This is a genomic window from Staphylococcus sp. GDX8P114P-2 (genome assembly GCF_017892945.1).
Lineage (GTDB): Bacteria > Bacillota > Bacilli > Staphylococcales > Staphylococcaceae > Staphylococcus > Staphylococcus arlettae.
On record NZ_JAESMB010000001.1, the window covers coordinates 95359 to 115883 of the forward strand.

Genomic DNA, 20525 nt, shown 5'->3' on the forward strand with positions numbered 1-20525 from the left:
TCTAAAGCGCGACCACAGTATTATACCATCAATCTATATTAGAAATCAATAGTAATTTTCCTTTTAATTATTATAATTTTTCTATTTGATCAAATTCTACTTCTACCGGAGTTTCTCTTCCAAACATGTCTACTAAAACTGTTAATTTGAATTTATCCGCTTCAATTTCTTGTACTTCACCAACTTGGTTAGCAAACGGACCAGATTTCACTCGTACTTGTTCACCTAAATCAACTTCAACATCAATCGTTTTTTCTTTCATGCCCATTTGTTTTAAGATGAAACGTACTTCATCAGGCAATAAAGGATTAGGTTTTGAGCCTGCACCAGCAGAACCAACGAAACCAGTTACACCTGGTGTATTCCTTACAACATACCAAGATTCGTCGGTCATCACTAATTCAACTAACACATATCCTGGGAATGTTTTTTTAGTTAGCTTTTTCGCTTTACCATCTTTAACTTGTGTTTCTTCCTCTTCTGGTATGACAACTCTAAAAATTTGTTCTGTCATATTCATAGATTCTACACGTTTTTCTAAATTCTTTTTAACTTTATTCTCATAACCAGAATAAGTATGCACTGCATACCAATGCTTTGCACTAACTTCTTCAGACATGTCGTCACTCCTCACTATTTAATTAATTCTATAAGTCTGCCAATTCCTAAGTCTAAGGCATAGAAGAAAGCTAGAAAGAAGATTACTGTAGCAACCACAATTACTGTGTACTTAAATAAATCTTCTTTAGTTGGCCAACTTGTCTTTTCCATTTCAGACTTTACGCCTTGAAAGAAACCATCTTTTTTAGCCATTATAAACCCTCCATCTCATTATACTCGAGTCATCCATTACTACTATGTTATCCGTTCGCGTTTGCAGCTACTTAATATGAAATACACTAACATTTATTTTGTTTCTTTATGCAGTGTATGTGTATTACACCTAGGGCAATATTTTTTCAATGTAAGTCTCGTAGTTGCATCGTTGTGTTTGGGTAAATTGTAATTTCGGCTGCCACATTCTTCACAATTCAACGGTACTTTTTTCAATAAACCTCACCTTATTCATTATAATACCAATCTACTATACATAAGTCATATAGCAATTGTCAAACATCAATACTATTGTAAAATGTATCACGTGTTGTCATATCACCATATTCAGTGTACTACATTTTATTGCCACCAGAGTAGTAAATAACGCTTAATTTTGCGTTTTGCTCTTTGAATCCCGTTATAGACTACTTTGTGTTCTATATTAAAACGCTGTGCAATAGAATGCGGTTTATAGCCATTTACCATATCAGTCATAATAGTACGTTCTAATATGGTCAGTCGTTCGAAGCTCTGATTTAATATTGTTTTCAACTCATTACGTAATATAATCACTTCAATATTTTGCTGTTGTGTACGTGATTCATAATTCACACGAAACTCTTGCACTAATGCTTGCCGTTGCACATTTTGTAACGCGCGTCGTCGAAAGTAATCTGCTTTTGTTGTTTTCACTATTTTATTGATGTAATGTTCAATTGGTGTGTCTTGCTTAAAGTCAAAATGCGCTATATTGAGTAAAAGCTTCAGGATAATGTCTTGAAACAAATCATCTTTACTATCTTTAGTAATTGAGCTGCAATTTAAACTTGCTTTAATCTTAGGTGTGACCTGTGCAATGATGTGGTTTACTAATGTTTGATTATGTTCATTAGTGGCATGGGCTACAGATTGCTTTTTAGTTGTCATATGGTCTCTCATGATATGTTCCTTTCCGTTAGAATATTCATATCATACAAAGCGAGATCACTAAAAAGCAAGAGGGCAAAATTAGTCTTTCTTGTGGTTACCACGCCTAATTTTTTCGAATTCTTGCAATATCTCATTTGATAATGGGATACGTGTTCTTGGTTTAGTTTCATTGAAGCCATCTAATGACTTAGAAATAGTCGTTTCGTTTTCTTCTAAATCGCGCCACATTTCTCTCGATGAGATGCGATAGGCGCCTGTGCCAAAGATTGCATGTTGTTCACTCATGTCACTCGTTACTACTGTAATATGTGTCGTATGTTTATTATACAAATCGTAAACATACTTTTCGATGTAGCTATCAGCTGTTTCCTTTTCTTTCGTAAACACTGTTTTAACACCATGATACTCATACTCAGAGTGCAAACCAGATTGGTCGTAAGCATCAAATACACAAATGACTTCATCAGCAACAACCGCACTGAAGTTTGCAATAGCAATCAATAATTGTTCACGAGCCTCTTCTAGATTTTCCTGTGCGAGTTTGCTTAACGTTTTAGATTGGCCAATCATATTATATCCATCTATGATTAAGTACCTTTCCTTCATTATGCATCTCCAATCTGATTCCGTTTACGATAAACTTCGTACATCAGTAAACTTGCTGCTACAGATGCATTCAAACTATTGACGTGTCCAACCATAGGAATCTTGATATAAAAATCACATTTATCTTTCACTAATCTACTCATACCTTGGCCTTCACTACCGATAACTAACGCAAGTGGCATGCCAGCATCCAACTCACGATAATCGGTTGCGTTATCTGCTTCCGCTCCTGCTACCCAATAGCCATGTTCCTTTAACGACTCGATCGTTTGTGCTAAGTTTGTCACGCGCATAATCGGCACATGTTGGATAGCACCTGTACTTGCTTTTACAACTGTTTGTGTTAGAGCAACGGAACGACGTTTAGGTATAATAATCCCATCTACACCCGAAGCGTCAGCCGTACGAATAATCGATCCTAAATTATGTGGATCTTCTAACCCATCTAAAATCAACACTGTGGCTAAAGTATCTTTGTTGTCTTGTTGCGCTATAAAGTCATTAAAATCAGTATACTCATAAGGCGCTACTAATGCAGCGACACCTTGGTGTGGTGATTCTGACAAACCGTCTATCTTAGATTTAGGAACGGTTTGTACAATGATTTTCTCGTTTTTAGCTTTTTTTAATATCTCATTGATTTGTTGTTTTCTAATTCCATCTTGAATTAAAATTTTATTAATTGTATGGCCACTGGTAATAGCTTCTTTTACCGCATGTCGACCGACGATAACGATATCTTCCAACATGTCACTCCCTTTCATTTACACTTTCTACAATTGCCTCTAATAATGCTGTCAGACGCTCTTCTTGTGTGTCTAAATATAAAAAGCCAATGACTGCTTCCAAGCCTGAACTTTTCTTATATGTTTGTATATCTGTATTTTTAGCTTTAGTATAACTTTTAGCATTGCGTCCACGACGTACTATTTCTAATTCTTCATCTGTAAACCAAGTGTTCTCAATCAAATATTCTAGTGTTTGTGCTTGGCTTTTAGCAGAAACATATTGTTTTGCCACCTGATGTAAACGATTGGGCTTACTTTGTAATTTCAAAACGATATAGGTTCTAATGTGTTGATCTAACACAGCATCTCCCATATACGCTAATGTCAATGGGTTCAAAAGTTTAGGATTAGTATTAGCCACGTTTAAACCTCACACCTTGAGGCGTATCTTCAAGTATAATATTTTGTGCTTTTAAGTCATCACGAATTTCGTCTGCGCGTGCGAAATCTTTATTTTTTCTAGCAGCATCACGTTCTGCTATTAATGCTTCAACATCTTCATCTAATAATTCATCAGTTGAAGCACCTTCTAATGGCACGCCTAACACATCGCTAAAGATATGGAACACTTCTTTAAAACGTTCTAGTACCGCCAGTGAAGTGGTATTTTCCAATACAAATTTATTTGCTAATTTAACTAAATCGTACCATGCCGTGATAGCATTCGCGGTATTAAAATCGTCATTCATTACAGTTTCAAATTGTGTTAATATGCTATCAATTTGCTCTAAATAGTCACTTTGATCTGTTATATCTGTAGCAATTGCTGCACGCTCTAACACAGCATTATAACTATTACGTATACGCTCTAATCCACTTCTAGCTGCATTAACAAGTTCCATATTGTAATTAATTGGGCTACGATAATGTACGCTAATCATGAAGAAACGTAATACGTCAGGATCAATTTCTTTAATAATGTCATGTACTAACACAAAGTTACCTAACGATTTACTCATTTTTTCATTATCAATGTTAATAAAACCATTATGCATCCAATAATTCGCAAATGGTGCATGGTTGTGTGCTTCTGATTGCGCAATTTCATTTTCATGGTGTGGGAATTGTAAATCTGTCCCACCAGCATGAATATCAATTGTGGCACCTAATTCTTTATATGCCATTACAGAACATTCGATATGCCAACCTGGACGTCCCTCTCCAAATGGACTCTCCCAACTAATTTCACCGGGTTTTGCTTGTTTCCACAATGTAAAATCAAGTGCATCTTCTTTCTGTTCACCTTGCTCAATACGAGCACCTACTTTTAAATCATTGAGTGATTGATGACTTAATTTACCATAATCTTCAAACTTACGTGTTCTAAAATAAACATCGCCACCACTGACATAAGCATAACCTTCATCAACTAATTCTTGAATAAATTGAATAATGTCATCCATATGATTCATAACACGTGGATTCGACGTTGCTTTCTTAACATTCAATGCTGACGTATCTTCATAAAATGCTTCAATATAGCGATCAGCAATCGACTGTACTGATTCGTTCAATTCGTTTGAACGTTTAATGAGTTTATCGTCTACATCGGTAAAGTTAGATACATATTCTACCTCATAACCTTTGTATTCAAGGTATCTGCGTACTACATCATAGTTAATTGCTGGTCGAGCATTCCCTATATGAATATAGTTATAAACTGTAGGTCCACATACATACATCTTCACTTTACCCGGTTCAAGAGGCTCAAAAGTCTCCTTTTGGCGTGTTAATGTATTATATAATGTAATCATCTTGAATCTCTCCATTTCTTGTTTTTTCAAGTTGTTTCTCTAACTCTTTCATTTGCTCATAAATCGGGTCAGGTAAATTTAAATGATCGAATGTTTTACCGATACGTTTACCATCTTGTTTTACTATATGCCCTGGTATACCTACTACAGTTGAAAAACTTGGCACAGAAGTTAGTACTACAGAATTAGCACCAATATTTACATCTGAATGAATTTCAATATTACCTAGTACTTTAGCTCCCGCTGCAATCAGTACGTTATCTCCAATGTCTGGATGTCTTTTGCCTTTCTCTTTTCCAGTTCCGCCTAGTGTCACACCTTGATATATAGTTACATTATCTCCAATTCGACATGTCTCACCAATTACTACTCCCATGCCGTGATCGATAAATAAACGTCTCCCTATCTTTGCACCTGGATGTATTTCTATACCAGTAAAAAACCGCGTAATTTGTGATATTAATCTTGCAAGAACATATTTTTCCTTTTTATATAATGTGTGCGCAATGAGATGACTCCATACAGCATGTAAACCTGCGTATGATGTCACAACTTCAAACGTCGTTTTTGCTGCTGGGTCTTGTTCAAAAACCATATTTATATCATCTTTTACTCTTTTTAAAACTTTAAACAAGATTTTTTCCTCCCTACTAAAAAAGCACCTCTAACACAATATGCTAGAGGTGCTTTGGCACGGTCCCACTCTTCTTTATATATAAGTTTAATTTTGATATTTCATCCCAAAATTGCACTTATATACACTCATTTACATCATTTAATTGTTAGCAACAAAGGTGCATTCCATAGTATTAGTGATGTACTCGCAGCTCCCGTACACTCTCTGAACACTTTTACTACTTACTAATCCTTTGCATTGTCAATTCTTATCATAGGGGTTCTCGTACTGTATTTCAAGTTTCTAAGTGCCACAGATTTATTTTACGTAATGTTGTAATCTTGTTAACACTTTATCTTTACCTAATACTTCAATTGTATTAGGTAATTCCGGTCCATGCATTTGCCCAGTAACCGCAACACGAATCGGCATAAATAATTGCTTACCTTTAATTCCAGTCTCTTTTTGTACTTCTTTAATTGTTTTTTTAATTTCTGTCGCTTCAAAGACTTCTAACGCTTCTAATTTGCTATATAAATGTTCCATCAATTCTGGCACTTGTTCTCCAGCAATGATTTCTTGTTCATCATCGCCTAGTGCTTGCTCATCACGGAAGAATATTTCAGATAACGGAACAATTTCTCCAGCGTAACTCATTTCTTTTTGATATAACGCTACTAATTTACGTCCCCAATCTAGGTCCGCTTCTGTTGGTTGTTCTGGTAATAAGTTAGCTTTAATTAAATGAGGTAAAGCTAATTCAAATACTGTTTCAGTATCTTTTTGCTTCATATATTGGTTGTTTACCCAAGCTAATTTGTGTTTATCAAAGAAGGCAGGTGATTTAGATAAACGTTGTTCATCAAAAATCTTAATAAATTCTTCTTTAGAATAAATTTCTTCCTCGCCCTCTGGTGACCAACCTAGCAAAGTAATAAAGTTAAATAACGCTTCTGGTAAATAACCTAAATCACGATATTGTTCGATAAATTGTAAAATTTTACCATCACGCTTACTTAATTTTTTACGTTCTTCATTAACTATTAATGACATGTGCGCAAAACGTGGTACTTCCCAACCAAATGTTTCATAAATCATAATTTGTTTTGGTGTATTAGAAATGTGGTCATCGCCACGAATAACATCTGAAATTTCCATGTAATGGTCATCAACTGCTACTGCAAAGTTATAAGTTGGCACGCCATCTTTCTTCACAATAACCCAGTCACCTATATTATTGGAATCAAATGAAATTTCACCTTTAACCATATCATCAAACTTAAATGTTGTACCTTTAGGTACTCTGAAACGAATTGATGGTTTACGACCTTCCGCTTCAAATTGTTGTCTTTCTTCTTCAGTTAAATGTGCGTGTTTTCCACCGTAACGTGGCATTTCATTGTTTGCTATCTGTTCTTCACGTTCAGCTTCTAATTCTTCTTCAGTCATATAACATTTATATGCTTTGTCTTCGTCTAATAATTGTTGAATTAATGGATTATAAATTTCTGCACGCTCTGATTGGCGGTATGGTCCATAGCCTTTATCTTTATCTACTGATTCATCCCAGTCAATGCCTAACCATTTTAAGTTATCAAATTGAGAAGATTCGCCATCTTCTAAATTACGTTTACTATCTGTATCTTCAATACGAATAATAAAGTCTCCATCATAATGTTTTGCAAATAAATAGTTAAATAAAGCTGTTCTAGCGTTACCTATATGCAAATAGCCCGTTGGACTAGGGGCATATCTAACTCTTACGCGATCACTCATTATATTCACTCCTGTTTACCATTTTAATATTATCAATTAACATGCGTGCGTATTGACGGCACATCAAAAAAGTTGAAACATGCTGTAACAACTTATACTTGTTATACCTATACCCACACCATTAACTATGAATATGCTTTGTTATATTTTCTAATTAATAATACCATAGCTCAGCATATTTTGCTTATCACTTTTTTCTAATTTATAGATAATTATCGAAGTAATAGCTTACTTCGCCAATACATAGCTAAAGGCATTTTTCGCTATCTATTGTAGCACGATACAGTATAAATTGATAACACCATGCCTATATCTATGTATTAAAAAATCTATGTAACACCCTATCAATTACATGGCATTACATAGATTATAATTTATTATGCACTAATTTTTTTGGCGAAAATAATACGACCTGATGAAGTTTGTAATAAGCTAATCACTTCTAAATCAATATGTTCTCCAATATGCTTTTTGGCATTGTCTACTACGACCATCGTACCGTCATCTAAGTAACCTACAGCTTGTCCACTTTCTTTGCCCATTTTCGTTAATAATAAGTTAAAACGGTCACCTTGATGGACAGTTGGCTTAATTGCTTCAGATAAGTCATTCACATTTAATGCCTGTATCCCTTGCACATGACATACTTTGTTCAAATTAAAATCAGTCGTGATAATATGACCCCTATAATGTTGAGCTAATTTAATGAGCATTGCATCAATATCACTATGTGATTTTGTAGGATGGATGATGCGTGTCGGATGATCCGTATCATAAAGTTCATTTAATATATCTAATCCACGTTGTCCTTTTTCTCGTTTCACACTATCATTGGCATCAGCAATAATTTGCAACTCATTTATAACGCCTTGTGGTATTAATATTTCACCGTCAATAAAACCACATTTTATAATATCAACAATACGACCATCGATAATGGCACTCGTATCAATAATTTTAGGTACTGCATTTCTAGCATTAATAGACATCGAACGCGCCATGTTTTCAGGTAAAAACAACAACATTTCATCTCGTTTTTTCAAGCCAAATTGGAAACCAAGATAACCTAATATAATAGTAATAATAATCGGTACAAAATGATTTAATACATTATTACCAATTATTTGGAAAATAAAAGAAATCATAACTGAAATTAATAGTCCTATCATTAGACCAATTGTGGCAAATAAGATTTCAATTGCACTTTGACGCATAATCGTTTGCTCAACTTCTCTTAAGCCTAAGGCGATTTTTCGTATAAACCACCCAAACAAAAGGAAGAAAATAACTATGCCTAATAGACCAGTAAAATAACTATTTTTTAATAGTGGATAATGACTTAGTCCTGTATCATTTATAATTTCTGGTATAAAATAGACGCCCAAACTTGCACCTAATATGACATAGCACAAGATTACAATGACTCTTATCATATTCAATAATACTTCCTTTCCATAGTGACTACATATCGGTGGCAGTACTATTCATTTTCCTTATTTATATTTATTGTTTCAATGCATATTTTAATGCATCATGAACGCTAGAAACACCGATAACTTGAATATTATCAGGGAAAGTCCAGCCTCCAATATTTGTTTCAGGGATAACAACCCTTTTAAAACCAAGCTTTGCAGCTTCTTGTACACGTTGTTCGATTCTGGATACACGACGTACTTCACCAGTAAGTCCAACTTCTCCGATGAAACAATCGAGACCATCAACAGCTAAATCTTTAAAACTAGAAGCCGTAGCCATTATAATTCCTAAGTCAACAGCAGGTTCTGTTAGACGTACACCACCAGCAACTTTAATATATGCATCTTGTTGTTGTAATAAAAAATTCTCTTTTTTCTCTAACACTGCCATCAATAAACTAAGCCTATTATGATCAATACCTGTCGCCATACGTCTCGGGTTATTAAAGGTCGTTGGTGTAACTAATGCTTGTACTTCAATCAATAGTGGTCTTGTCCCTTCCATCGTTGATACAATAGTTGAACCTGGCACATTCGTCGAACGCTCTTCTAAAAACATCTCTGAAGGGTTTTTGACACCTTTTAGTCCGCTTTGTTTCATTTCAAAAATTCCCATTTCATTGGTTGAACCAAAACGGTTTTTGACCGCACGTAAAATACGATAGGCATGATGTTCATCACCTTCAAAATACAACACTGTATCTACCATATGTTCTAACAACCGCGGCCCAGCAATTTGGCCTTCTTTAGTTACATGTCCTACGATAAAGGTCGCAATATTCATTTGTTTAGCAATGTTCATTAAACTTTGCGTACTCTCTCTCACTTGTGACACAGAGCCAGGTGCAGAACTAATTTCAGGATGGAATATCGTTTGGATCGAATCTACAACGATTAAATCAGGTTTCATTTTTTTTACAGTATCATGAATAATTTCTAAATCTGTTTCAGCGAATACGTTTAAATGACTTGAGTCTTCATCTAAACGTTCAGCTCGTAACTTAGTTTGATTTAATGATTCTTCTCCCGTAATATAGAGCACATTGTGGCTTTGTGATAACGCTGCACATATTTGTAACAGTAACGTTGATTTCCCAATTCCGGGATCACCGCCAATGAGCACTAACGATCCACTAACTATGCCACCACCCAATACTCTGTTAAACTCTGCAGATTTACTTTCTATTCTAGGTGCTGTTTCATTATTTACTTCATTAAGTTTCTGCACTTTCGATGCAGTATCTTTACTTCTCACTCCATGTTTTGGGCTTGAAGCTTGTTGCTCTATACTCTCCTCCATTTGGTTCCACGCACCACAACTTGGACATTTCCCCATCCATTTCGGAGACTGATAGCCACAAGCCATACATTCAAATATCACTTTCTTTTTGGCCAAATTTGCACCTCCAACTTTACTTGAACAAATCTATTCTATACCTCTGTTGCTGTAAAAACAATTAAAATATTAAGTGATTCATAGGGCTTATATCACCGTATCTAACTTACTAGTCAATCCTACATTGATTATTTCTTAAAGCTAACAGTTATTAATATGACATTTCCTATTCAATGTTACGCTTACACATTTTACTACTTTATCATATTCTGTCATAAATTGAGACACTATTATTATGCCTAAATAGTATCTCAATTATAGGTAAATCAGTGTGCTGAATACTAAAGTAAGCAAACGCAAGATTAACTAAGTATCTCAATTAAGAGCCTTACATCATCGTTTACATAAAAAAGAAGTAGGACAGAAATCTAATTTTATTAAAAAGATTTCGTCGCCCTACCTCAACAATGATGACTCGGATTGAAACACGCATGATTTGAAACGCATGTTTAGTCATCTACTGGCAATATAAAATTAGGCTGAGACATAATTAATTTGTCCCAGCCTTCAAACTTACACACGGAATTCTCTTAAGATTCTGTTGTTTCTGTTTGTTCTTGTTCTTCTGTTTCATTTACACGATCTTTGATATCATACTTAAATTCTTTACCATCATGATCAATAACTACGTCTTTACCTTCGATTTTGTTACCATCTAAAATTAATTCACTTAAGTTATCTTCGACCGTTTTTTGAATAGCTCTGATTAATGGTCTAGCACCATATTCTGGATCATAGCCTTCTTCAGCAATTTTTTCCTTCGCTGTATCAGTAACACTGATGCTAATATCTTGTTCTGACAGACGTTCTGTTAGTTTATTAACCATCATTGTTACAATTTCTTTCAATTCATCTTTATCCAATTTGTGGAAGACGATAATGTCATCGACACGGTTTAAGAATTCTGGACGGAAGGCATTTTTCAATTCTTTCAACATTGTTTTACGAATTGTTTCATAATCTTGTCCTTCTTCTGCACCGCCAAAGCCAGCGAATTTCTGATCTTGTAATTCTTGAGCTCCAACGTTTGAAGTCATAATAATTACAGTATTACGGAAATCTACGCGACGACCTTTAGTATCTGTTAAATGTCCATCATCAAGGACTTGTAATAAAATGTTAAAGACATCTGGATGTGCTTTTTCAATTTCATCAAATAAAATAACAGAATATGGCTTACGTCTAACCTTTTCTGTTAATTGTCCACCATCGTCGTGACCAACATAGCCTGGAGGTGCTCCGACTAAACGACTCACAGCATGTTTCTCCATGAATTCACTCATATCAACACGAATCATTGCGTCTTCTTCACCAAACATTGACTCAGCTAATGCACGTGCTAATTCTGTTTTACCTACACCTGTAGGTCCTAAGAAAATAAAGCTACCGATTGGACGTTTAGGATCTTTCAAGCCTGCTCTGGCACGTCTTACTGCTTTACTGATAGAGTTAACCGCTTCTTTTTGGCCGATAACTCTGTCGTGTAACGTATCTTCTAAGTTGAGTAAGCGTTGTGATTCTGTTTCGTTAATTTTAGTTAATGGAATACCTGTCCAACCAGCGATAACTTCTGCAATATCTTCTTCTGATAATGCTGTGTTTTCGCCATTTTGAGCATTTTTCCAGTTATTTGTTGCTTCTTCATATTGTTTTTCTAATTTTGTTTGTTTATCTCGTAAATTAGCTGCATTTTCAAATTCTTGAGCATGTACAGCTGCATCTTTTTCATTTTTCACTTGTTCAATATGTTGTTCAATCTCTTTTAAATTTGGTGGTGTTGTATGACTTTTGAGTCGTACTTTTGAACTTGCTTCATCTATTAAATCAATCGCTTTATCTGGTAAGAAACGATCTGAAACATAACGATTACTTAATTGTACTGCAGCTTCAACTGCTTGGTCTGAAATGTTGATGCGGTGATGCGCTTCATAACGATCACGTAATCCTTTTAAGATTTCTACAGTATCTTCTACTGTTGGTTCATCTACTTGTACAGGTTGGAAACGACGTTCTAATGCTGCATCTTTTTCGATGTTTTTACGATATTCATCCAATGTAGTTGCACCAATACATTGTAATTCGCCTCTAGCTAAAGCAGGTTTCAAGATGTTGGATGCATCGATAGCACCTTCTGCGCCACCTGCACCTACAAGTGTGTGTAACTCATCAATGAATAGAACAACATTACCTGCTTGGTGAATTTCTTCCATAACTTTTTTCAAGCGCTCTTCAAATTCACCACGGTATTTAGTACCAGCAACTACCGTACCCATGTCTAATGACATGACACGTTTATTTTTCAATGTTTCAGGTACTTCATTGTTAACGATTGCTTGTGCTAACCCTTCAGCAATTGCAGTCTTACCAACACCTGGCTCACCAATAAGCACTGGATTATTTTTAGTACGTCTACTTAATACTTCAATCACTCGTGTAATTTCTTGATCTCTACCAATGACAGGGTCTAAAGTACCGTCTTTAGCAATAACAGTTAAGTCTCTCGCTAAACTGTCTAATGTTGGTGTGTTATTAGATTTATTAGCTTGTGCATTTTTATTATTCATTTCTGGACTACCTAAAGCTTTCACTACTTGTGCACGTGCTTTAGTTATATTTAAGTCTAAGTTTGCAAATACACGCGCTGCAACGCCTTCATTTTCACGAATAAGTCCTAATAAGATGTGCTCTGTACCTACAAAGTTATGGTGTAACTTACGCGCCTCATCCATAGATAATTCGATGACTTTTTTAGCTCGTGGCGTATAATGGAGTGCGCCCATTTGTTCTTGACCATGTCCAATAAGTTTTTCCACTTCTTCGACTACTTTTTCTTCAGTGATTTCGAATGATTCTAGCACTTTTGCTGCAATACCTTCTGGTTCTTTCATTAAACCTAAGAGTAAATGCTCTGTACCTATATTTGAATGATTTAAACGGATTGCTTCTTCTTGTGCATGTGCTAATACGCGTTGCGCACGTTCAGTTAATCTACCAAATAACATAAAACGAGACCTCCTATTTTATATATGTTCTCAAGATATCAGCTCTTTTTTCATTCACTGATTTTTCATCTTCATCATCTATTAAAAATGGTGATTGAATGGCAATCATCAGCTCATTGAACTTAAAATCTTCTAATGTGATATATCCTAAATCTAAGCCTAATTTAACTTCACTTAATCTAAACGAAGCTTCTTCCATTGATATCAGTCTACTATACTTTAAGATTCCTAACGAACGATATACTCTATCTTGTGTTTCAACGTAATTATGACGATTTAACTGTTCTCTAATTTGCAATTCTTCATTAATAATTTGTTGTACTACTTCAGTTAAACTATCGATAATTTCCGCTTCTGTTTTACCTAACGTTAATTGGTTAGATACTTGATAGATGTGACCATATACTTGTGAACCTTCACCATATATTCCACGCATTGTAAATCCAAAGCGATTAATAGTCTGTGCAATGCGGTTCATCCTTTTCATAATGGATAACCCAGGTAAGTGTAGCATCACGCTAGCACGCATCCCTGTACCAATATTCGTCGGACATGTTGTTAAATAACCTAAGTTTTCATCAAAGCTGATGTCCAACTTAGCATCTAGCTGATCATCAATTTGTGAAGCTTTTTCAAACAATGATTGTAGTGATAAATCATTACCCATTGCTTGAATACGTAAGTGATCTTCTTCATTCACCATTAAACTTAATGATTCATCTTCATTTAATAATACTGCTGCCGCTGGTTGTTTAATTAATTCAGGGCTAATAAGATGTTTCGCAACGAGTTTAAATTTACTGCGCTGATCCATTTGATCTAAATGTTGCACTGCTAACTCGGGAAGCGCATCTTGAACTTCATTAACTACTCTATAACCTTCTTGTTCAGATGGAAACATTAACGGGTGTACGTGATTTTCCAAATTTCGTGCCAACCTAATCCTCGATGACATAATGACTGGTGATTCAGTACCTTCACGCATCCACTCACTCATATGTGCATTTAAGTCTTTATTACTCATCACGTGACACCTCGCTATCTCTGTCTGCTTTTAATGCTGTGATTTCATCTCTGACAACAGCAGCTTCTTCAAAGTTTTGCTCTTCAATTAGATGTGTTAAATAGTTGTTTTTTTCTTCTATTTGTTTTTTTAACGCTAATTTTTTATGGGACGAATGAGGTGTTTTACCTGTGTGTTCAAATTGACCCCCTTGCACACGTCTTACAATATCTACAATATCTTCTTTAAATGTATCGTAACATTGTGCACAGCCAAACTTACCTACATGTGCGATATCACGTAAAGACATTTGACATGTTGGACAACGTTTAGCTTCTTTAATCGTAATTTCATCAAAATTGATACCGTGTTTAGCTGCTAAGTGTTGTAATATTTGTTTTACAACAAAGGCACCTTCTATATCATCTTGTTGTTCTACTTGACTATCTTGTGTCCAAGGGTTGTTCCCTTTAGCGCAAGTGGTACATACCCATTTTTCTTGAATACCGTCTTTTCCTTTTACTGCTACCTTAACTTCGGCTTCATTTAAATGACAATTCTCACACAACACGGTAATCACCTCGCTCTTTTAATAATAATTTATGATCGGTAATAGTCTTTTCATAATATTAGCTCTAATAATATCACGTGCTACTACATCCATTTTTAATGTTTCTCTATCTACTACTGCATTAATCATTTTAGCTTCTCTATCGCTAATATAACCTTTTTCTAATAAGCCATCTACAATATAGTACGCTTGTTGTTGAGATATTGAAGGACCAATAATTTGGAGTAGATGATTAATATATCCGCTTGCGTCATTATTTTCAATTTTTGTGATTCGAATATAGCCTCCGCCACCTCGTTTACTTTCAATTTCATAACCATGTTTATTCGTAAAACGTGTTTTAATTACATAATTGAGCTGCGAAGGCACACAATCAAATTGCTGTGCTACATGTGCACGCTGAATTTCTACAGCATCTTCATTGGAGTCTTCAAATAACTTTTTAATGTATTGCTCTATGATGTCAGACATATTGTGCATGATTATCACCTCTTTTTGACCTTCTTTGACTATATTATATGACCAACTTTGACCTTTTTCAACCAATATGATTTAAAAATTTAAAAAATCCATGTTACTTATATAACTTTTATTGTATTATAGATATTAAGAAAAAATTAAAGGGATGAAAAACAATATGCATATTATTATTGGCTTAATTGGTATCGTAGTATTTTTAGCACTTGCCGTTGTGTTTAGCTCAGACAGAAAAAATATACGTTGGAATTATGTCGGTTTGTTACTTGGAATACAGTTAGTTTTTGCTTTTATCTTACTTAAAACAAAATTTGGTATTACTGTTATTAGTGGTATTTCAAATGGTTTTAATTATCTATTAGCACAAGCAGCAGAAGGGGTAAATTTTGTATTTGGAGGATTTGAATATATAGATCCTGAAAACCCTCCATTCTTCTTTAATGTTTTATTACCTATTGTGTTTATTTCAGCATTAATTGGTATCTTACAATATACAAAAATTTTACCATGGATTATTAATGTTTTAGGATTTCTTATTTCTAAAATCAATGGCATGGGACGATTAGAATCATACAACGCAGTTGCCGCTGCTATTTTGGGACAATCAGAAGTTTTTATATCACTAAAAAAAGAATTAGCATACATACCTAAACAACGTTTATATACATTAACAGCTTCTGCTATGTCTACAGTATCAGCGTCTATCATTGGTGCGTACTTTGCATTAATCGAACCTAAATACGTTGTTACTGCAGTAGTCTTAAACTTATTCGGTGGTTTTATTATCGCTTCTATCATCAATCCATATCGTGTGGATGAAAAAGAAGATAAATTAATTGTGCAAGAAAGTGAAGCTTCAAAACAGTCATTCTTTGAAGTATTGGGAGAATACATCTTAGACGGATTTAAAGTTGCTGTAATCGTTGGTGCAATGTTAATAGGGTACATTGCTATAATCGCTTTACTTAACGGACTTGTTGCCGGTATCTTCTCAGGCTTGTCAGGTGGACAAATTGATTGGGACTTCCAAACAATTATCGGTTTTATCTTTGCGCCATTTGCATTTTTAGCTGGTATTCCTTGGAGCGATGCAGTACAATCTGGTTCTGTTATGGCAACAAAACTACTATCCAATGAATTTGTTGCGATGCAAAGTTTAAGTGAAGTTAAAGGTATGAGTGAGCATGCTAAAGGTATCGTTTCAGTTTTCTTAGTATCTTTCGCCAACTTCAGTTCAATCGGAATTATTTCCGGTGCAATTAAATCATTAAATAACGAAAAAGGTGACATGGTAGCCCGCTTTGGTTTGAAATTATTATTAGGTGCTACATTAGTTTCATTCATTTCATCAGCAATCGCAGGCTTCTTTATTTAGTGATACAATTTAAAATAGCTTAAATCAATTTTTTACAACAACAAACCTAACAAACACACTCATCGCCTAATATCGTTGAGTGTGTTTTCATTTTAAATAGGTGTAGCATATTAAAATGTTGCCACTTGTAAATTTACATCTAAACATGTATCATTCAATAAGTAGGTGCATTTATTCATACCTATGAACAAGAAGTGCAGTATCAAATTTTAATTCAAAGGAAGTAACACAATTTATACAATGTAACACTCTAACTTACAGCTATAGTTCGTGTACTTTCACTTTTGTTTTATAGTTATTAAGCACTACAATTAATACTTTAAATTGACACAATACTCAAATACTGCACTGATTATTATATATTAAGGGGAGATGTTCCATGAAAATGGCTCATGACGTAATTAATTTTGATTCACGAGAAGATTTTGAAATTCAAGTACAAAGGGAATTGGAATTTTCATCCAAACGTAAAAAGAAAATAATTAAACAAGTGGCATCTTTAACATCTGTATTAGTTGCAGGAGCTACGACATCATTTGTTCTTTATAAAAAATATTCAGCAGCATAAAAAATATAAGGACCTAGAACATATTGCAATGTTCTAGGTCCTTTTTTATTTATACTCTTCTAACATGTTATTTCACTATGATATAAAGTTTTGTATGGGCTTAAATACATTTTGTCATACTTGGTGTGTTTGTTGTCCTTGCACAATACGGTCAATGAAATATTGTGTTACTCGGTAATCATCCGTCAATTCTGGATGGAAAGATACTCCTAAATACTGCCCTTCTTGTACCGCTACAATTTTCTCACCTACTGTACACAGTACGTTTACGCCTGCTTGCACTGATTCAATATGTGGTGCTCGAATAAACACACCCTCAATATCTTTAGCAATCCCACGAATATCCAATTCAGCTTCAAAGCTATCTACCTGACGCCCAAATGAATTACGTTGTACTGAAATGTTCAACTTATTTAAATAACCACTTTCACCAACAATATCGTTAGCTAAGACAATTAAACCTGCACAAGTACCAAACATTGGCAATGTTGATTGTTGTAGTGCTTCTTTAAATCCATACAAGTCCATTAGGCGACGCAATGTTGTCGACTCACCACCAGGTAGTATTAAACCGTCTATCTCATCTAATTGATCTACACGTTTTATGGCTACACCTTCATGTCCACTCAGTTCGATGTGACGAATATGTTCTCTAACTGCACCTTGTAATGCCAGTACGCCAATTTTCATATTACCAACCACGCTCTTGCATACGTTCTTCTAAAGAAAGTTGATTTATATCTAAACCTTTCATAGCAGTACCTAGCTCTTTTGATAAACGACCAATTAATTCATAATCTTGATAATGTGTTGTCGCTTGAACAATGGCTTTTGCGAATTTTTCAGGGTCTTCTGATTTAAAAATACCTGAACCAACAAAGACACCATCAGCGCCTAACTCCATCATTAAAGCAGCATCTTGAGGTGTTGCTACACCACCCGCTGCAAAGTTTACAACTGGTAAACGTCCATTGTCTTTAATTGATTTTAATACTTCATATGGTGCACCAATATTTTTAGCTTCAGTCATGATTTCATCATCATTCATTACAGTTAAACGACTTACTTCTGAGTTAACTTGACGAATATGTCTAACTGCTTCAACTATATTACCAGTACCTGGTTCACCTTTAGTACGTAACATCGCAGAACCTTCACCAATACGGCGAGCTGCTTCTCCTAAGTTACGACAACCACAAACAAATGGTACTGTGAATTGATCTTTTAATAAATGATATTCTTCATCTGCAGGTGTTAACACTTCAGATTCATCAATGTAATCTACGCCCATTGATTCTAAAACACGTGCTTCTGTAATATGACCAATACGTGCTTTAGCCATTACAGGGATAGACACTGCTTCCATTACTTCTTCTACAATTTTTGGATTAGCCATTCGTGCTACGCCACCAGCAGCTCTAATATCAGAAGGCACACGTTCTAAAGCCATTACAGCAACTGCGCCTGCTTCTTCAGCAATTCTAGCTTGTTCTGCATTAACAACGTCCATAATAACGCCGCCTTTTTGCATTTCAGCCATTCCTCGTTTTACTCTATCTGATCCAGTAATTTTTGACATATTACTTACCCCTTTTCATAGTTGATTAAATTCATTTTAAGAGATAAACTGGTATTTAAAAAGGTACAATTCTCAATAAAATTAAGGGGTCAGTCATATGCCGAAACAACCGCTTTACCTCAATCTTTATGAAACTTTAAAACAACAAATCATTGAAGGTCAATATCATGCTGATGATAAATTCCCTTCTAAACGTGCTTTAGGTGCACATTTGTCAGTCAGTAATACTACTATCGAACATGCCTATCAAATTTTATTAGATGAAGGGTTTATTTATGCTAAACCGCGTTCTGGTTATTATGTGTCAGATATTGAATCTTTACCTGTTATTTATAAAAATGATACACCACAACCTCCCCATGTCGATAATCAAGAAAAAAACGAAGAGACTATACATCACAAATACGCTTTTAATATGGCAGAAATTGACGCTGAATATTTTCCAATGCAACAATTTAGACGACATGCGCGTGATATCTTTGAAGATGATCAACGTGCTTTGCTACAACATCGTGATTCACAAGGCTTAAAAGAATTAAGACAAGAAATAGCACATTATTTATTTAATAGCCGTGGCGTGACCAGCCATCCAAATCAAATTATTATCGGTTCATCGACTGAACAACTCATTAATTTATTAACGGATATCTTAGATGATCAATCATTTATTATAGAACAACCTAGTTATCCTCCAATTAAGCAAGTGTTGGATAAAAAACAAATACCTTATTTACAAGTTCCTGTTACACCTACTGGAATTGATATTGACGCATTTAAACAAAGTAAGCATCATGTTGCCTATGTTACGCCATCCCATCAGTTTCCAACTGGTTATGTCATGAACCTAAAAAAAAGAACCCAACTGATTCATTGGGCTCAAAAAGATGACAATCGTTATATTATTGAAGATGATTATGATTCTGAGTTTCGTTTTTCCGGGAAACCTATTCCGGCCTTACAAAGTCTAGATACTAAAGATAAAGTGATATATATTAGTACTTTCTCGAAATCTTTATATCCGAGTTGTCGAATTGCATATGTCGTTCTACCTAACCCATTACTCACACGATATCAGCAACTTCCGTACAAAGAAGGTAATACCGTACCAATGCATTTACAACAATTAGTAGCGAATTTCATGCACTCTGGCAGCTTTGAACGTCACCTTAATAAAATGAGAACTGTTTATAGTGATAAGCTCAAATTTATTTTAGAACGACTGAAACCCTATGCAAACCAATTACAAATTGAAGGCGCATTAACAGGAATGCATTTTACCTTAACTATTACTAACGGTAGCACATTAGAAGAATGCTTAAAACAAGCGTCTGATCACCAAGTAAAGGTCGTTCCAATGAACCAATATAATCCAAAAGAGACACAACCCAAATTTATCATTGGATTTGGAGGTATACCAAAAGCAGCACTCCAAAGTCATACAGATGCATTGATTAATGCCTTTGTAAAATAAGATTAGTAGTACTTTACATGTAATGCATTTAAAGTAGTACTTTGCATGCAATGCATTAGTACTACTTATGCAATTGCTCCAGCAATTGTATACCTTTTTACCTCGTAACTTTCTACTTTTATAATAAAGACCTTACGGTCTAGTTTGTATATTTTTCAACATAAAAAAAAGAGACCTCTCGGTCTCGGCTCTAAAGTAGTACTTTGCATGTAATGCATTAGTACTACTTATGCAATTGTTTTAACAATTGTATACATTTGCCTGGCAACGTCCTACTCTAGCGGGATGTTAACCACTACCATCGGCGCTAAGGGCTTTCGGC

21 protein-coding genes are annotated in these 20525 nt (G+C 34.8%); 3 read left to right on the forward strand and 18 right to left on the reverse strand.

Annotated elements, in window-relative coordinates:
• Window positions 1-70: 70 nt before the first annotated feature.
• From nusG to KA845_RS00515, 16 genes are all read right to left on the reverse strand, one after another.
• Window positions 71-619 carry a transcription termination/antitermination protein NusG gene (gene nusG / locus KA845_RS00440; protein WP_002509414.1) on the reverse strand — a complete coding sequence of 183 codons (549 nt, stop codon included), beginning with the start codon at window positions 617-619 and terminating at the stop codon, window positions 71-73.
• Between the two features lie 14 nt (window positions 620-633).
• Window positions 634-813 carry a preprotein translocase subunit SecE gene (gene secE, locus KA845_RS00445; protein ID WP_103388465.1) on the reverse strand — a complete coding sequence of 60 codons (180 nt, stop codon included), beginning with the start codon at window positions 811-813 and terminating at the stop codon, window positions 634-636.
• A 93-nt stretch (window positions 814-906) separates the two neighbouring features.
• Entirely contained in the window at window positions 907-1050 is a 144-nt protein-coding gene (rpmG, locus tag KA845_RS00450; RefSeq protein WP_002509412.1) for a 50S ribosomal protein L33, read from the reverse strand.
• 126 nt (window positions 1051-1176) lie between these two features.
• Window positions 1177-1743, reverse strand: coding sequence for a sigma-70 family RNA polymerase sigma factor (locus KA845_RS00455; RefSeq protein WP_167868137.1), 567 nt, complete (start codon window positions 1741-1743; stop codon window positions 1177-1179).
• 81 nt (window positions 1744-1824) lie between these two features.
• Window positions 1825-2352 carry an NYN domain-containing protein gene (locus tag KA845_RS00460; RefSeq protein ID WP_103388467.1) on the reverse strand — a complete coding sequence of 176 codons (528 nt, stop codon included), beginning with the start codon at window positions 2350-2352 and terminating at the stop codon, window positions 1825-1827.
• Window positions 2352-3098: a 23S rRNA (guanosine(2251)-2'-O)-methyltransferase RlmB gene (gene rlmB, locus KA845_RS00465; RefSeq protein WP_002509409.1), complete on the reverse strand. Its 747-nt coding sequence runs from the start codon at window positions 3096-3098 to the stop codon at window positions 2352-2354. The genes KA845_RS00460 and rlmB overlap by 1 nt, the downstream gene beginning before the upstream one ends.
• Window positions 3099-3102: 4 nt before the next feature.
• On the reverse strand, window positions 3103-3453 hold the full coding sequence (locus tag KA845_RS00470) for a Mini-ribonuclease 3 (RefSeq protein ID WP_082435643.1): 351 nt from the start codon (window positions 3451-3453) through the stop codon (window positions 3103-3105).
• Window positions 3454-3493: 40 nt separating this feature from the next.
• On the reverse strand, window positions 3494-4894 hold the full coding sequence (cysS, locus tag KA845_RS00475) for a cysteine--tRNA ligase (RefSeq protein WP_002509407.1): 1401 nt from the start codon (window positions 4892-4894) through the stop codon (window positions 3494-3496).
• Complete coding sequence (cysE, locus tag KA845_RS00480) at window positions 4878-5528, reverse strand: serine O-acetyltransferase (RefSeq protein ID WP_002509406.1); 651 nt, start codon at window positions 5526-5528, stop codon at window positions 4878-4880. Before cysE ends, cysS begins: the two co-directional genes overlap by 17 nt.
• Before the next feature lie 300 nt (window positions 5529-5828).
• Window positions 5829-7286, reverse strand: coding sequence for a glutamate--tRNA ligase (gltX, locus tag KA845_RS00485; protein WP_210127737.1), 1458 nt, complete (start codon window positions 7284-7286; stop codon window positions 5829-5831).
• Between the two features lie 377 nt (window positions 7287-7663).
• On the reverse strand, window positions 7664-8725 hold the full coding sequence (locus KA845_RS00490; protein WP_103388468.1) for a PIN/TRAM domain-containing protein: 1062 nt from the start codon (window positions 8723-8725) through the stop codon (window positions 7664-7666).
• Window positions 8726-8789: 64 nt separating this feature from the next.
• Window positions 8790-10157 (reverse strand): DNA repair protein RadA, encoded by a 1368-nt coding sequence (gene radA, locus KA845_RS00495; protein ID WP_002509403.1) that lies wholly within the window; start codon window positions 10155-10157, stop codon window positions 8790-8792.
• A 530-nt stretch (window positions 10158-10687) separates the two neighbouring features.
• A complete protein-coding gene (locus KA845_RS00500) occupies window positions 10688-13159 on the reverse strand; it encodes an ATP-dependent Clp protease ATP-binding subunit (RefSeq protein WP_021459824.1) in 2472 nt (823 codons plus the stop codon).
• A gap of 13 nt (window positions 13160-13172) precedes the next feature.
• Window positions 13173-14183 (reverse strand): protein arginine kinase, encoded by a 1011-nt coding sequence (locus KA845_RS00505; RefSeq protein ID WP_002509401.1) that lies wholly within the window; start codon window positions 14181-14183, stop codon window positions 13173-13175.
• A complete protein-coding gene (locus tag KA845_RS00510) occupies window positions 14176-14733 on the reverse strand; it encodes a UvrB/UvrC motif-containing protein (RefSeq protein WP_103388471.1) in 558 nt (185 codons plus the stop codon). The genes KA845_RS00505 and KA845_RS00510 overlap by 8 nt, the downstream gene beginning before the upstream one ends.
• Before the next feature lie 18 nt (window positions 14734-14751).
• Window positions 14752-15213, reverse strand: coding sequence for a CtsR family transcriptional regulator (locus KA845_RS00515; protein ID WP_103388472.1), 462 nt, complete (start codon window positions 15211-15213; stop codon window positions 14752-14754).
• A 157-nt stretch (window positions 15214-15370) separates the two neighbouring features.
• Here KA845_RS00515 and KA845_RS00520 point away from each other — a divergent pair, with 157 nt between their 5' ends.
• Together KA845_RS00520 and KA845_RS00525 are read left to right on the forward strand one after the other, a co-directional pair.
• Window positions 15371-16585, forward strand: a complete 1215-nt coding sequence (locus KA845_RS00520; protein WP_167868138.1) for a NupC/NupG family nucleoside CNT transporter — start codon at window positions 15371-15373, stop codon at window positions 16583-16585.
• Between the two features lie 379 nt (window positions 16586-16964).
• Window positions 16965-17153 (forward strand): hypothetical protein, encoded by a 189-nt coding sequence (locus tag KA845_RS00525; RefSeq protein WP_002509397.1) that lies wholly within the window; start codon window positions 16965-16967, stop codon window positions 17151-17153.
• Between the two features lie 114 nt (window positions 17154-17267).
• On the opposite strand, the gene pdxT is transcribed toward KA845_RS00525, so the two are convergent.
• Window positions 17268-17843, reverse strand: a complete 576-nt coding sequence (gene pdxT, locus KA845_RS00530) for a pyridoxal 5'-phosphate synthase glutaminase subunit PdxT (RefSeq protein WP_002509396.1) — start codon at window positions 17841-17843, stop codon at window positions 17268-17270.
• Between the two features lies 1 nt (window position 17844).
• Complete coding sequence (pdxS, locus tag KA845_RS00535) at window positions 17845-18732, reverse strand: pyridoxal 5'-phosphate synthase lyase subunit PdxS (protein ID WP_002509395.1); 888 nt, start codon at window positions 18730-18732, stop codon at window positions 17845-17847.
• 97 nt (window positions 18733-18829) lie between these two features.
• Here pdxS and pdxR point away from each other — a divergent pair, with 97 nt between their 5' ends.
• Window positions 18830-20203, forward strand: coding sequence for a MocR-like pyridoxine biosynthesis transcription factor PdxR (pdxR, locus tag KA845_RS00540; protein ID WP_002509394.1), 1374 nt, complete (start codon window positions 18830-18832; stop codon window positions 20201-20203).
• Window positions 20204-20525: the final 322 nt, after the last annotated feature.

Coding starts and splice junctions, on each gene's coding strand:
- KA845_RS00455 (WP_167868137.1), bottom strand. CDS start 1,743: ATGACAACTAAAAAGCAATCTGTAGCCCATGCCACTAATGAACATAAT.
- KA845_RS00520 (WP_167868138.1), top strand. CDS start 15,371: ATGCATATTATTATTGGCTTAATTGGTATCGTAGTATTTTTAGCACTT.
- secE (WP_103388465.1), bottom strand. CDS start 813: ATGGCTAAAAAAGATGGTTTCTTTCAAGGCGTAAAGTCTGAAATGGAA.
- KA845_RS00505 (WP_002509401.1), bottom strand. CDS start 14,183: ATGAGTAATAAAGACTTAAATGCACATATGAGTGAGTGGATGCGTGAA.
- pdxS (WP_002509395.1), bottom strand. CDS start 18,732: ATGTCAAAAATTACTGGATCAGATAGAGTAAAACGAGGAATGGCTGAA.
- KA845_RS00515 (WP_103388472.1), bottom strand. CDS start 15,213: ATGCACAATATGTCTGACATCATAGAGCAATACATTAAAAAGTTATTT.
- KA845_RS00500 (WP_021459824.1), bottom strand. CDS start 13,159: ATGTTATTTGGTAGATTAACTGAACGTGCGCAACGCGTATTAGCACAT.
- KA845_RS00460 (WP_103388467.1), bottom strand. CDS start 2,352: ATGAAGGAAAGGTACTTAATCATAGATGGATATAATATGATTGGCCAA.
- gltX (WP_210127737.1), bottom strand. CDS start 7,286: ATGAGTGATCGCGTAAGAGTTAGATATGCCCCTAGTCCAACGGGCTAT.
- nusG (WP_002509414.1), bottom strand. CDS start 619: ATGTCTGAAGAAGTTAGTGCAAAGCATTGGTATGCAGTGCATACTTAT.
- cysS (WP_002509407.1), bottom strand. CDS start 4,894: ATGATTACATTATATAATACATTAACACGCCAAAAGGAGACTTTTGAG.
- pdxR (WP_002509394.1), top strand. CDS start 18,830: ATGCCGAAACAACCGCTTTACCTCAATCTTTATGAAACTTTAAAACAA.
- KA845_RS00470 (WP_082435643.1), bottom strand. CDS start 3,453: ATGGGAGATGCTGTGTTAGATCAACACATTAGAACCTATATCGTTTTG.
- pdxT (WP_002509396.1), bottom strand. CDS start 17,843: ATGAAAATTGGCGTACTGGCATTACAAGGTGCAGTTAGAGAACATATT.
- KA845_RS00525 (WP_002509397.1), top strand. CDS start 16,965: ATGAAAATGGCTCATGACGTAATTAATTTTGATTCACGAGAAGATTTT.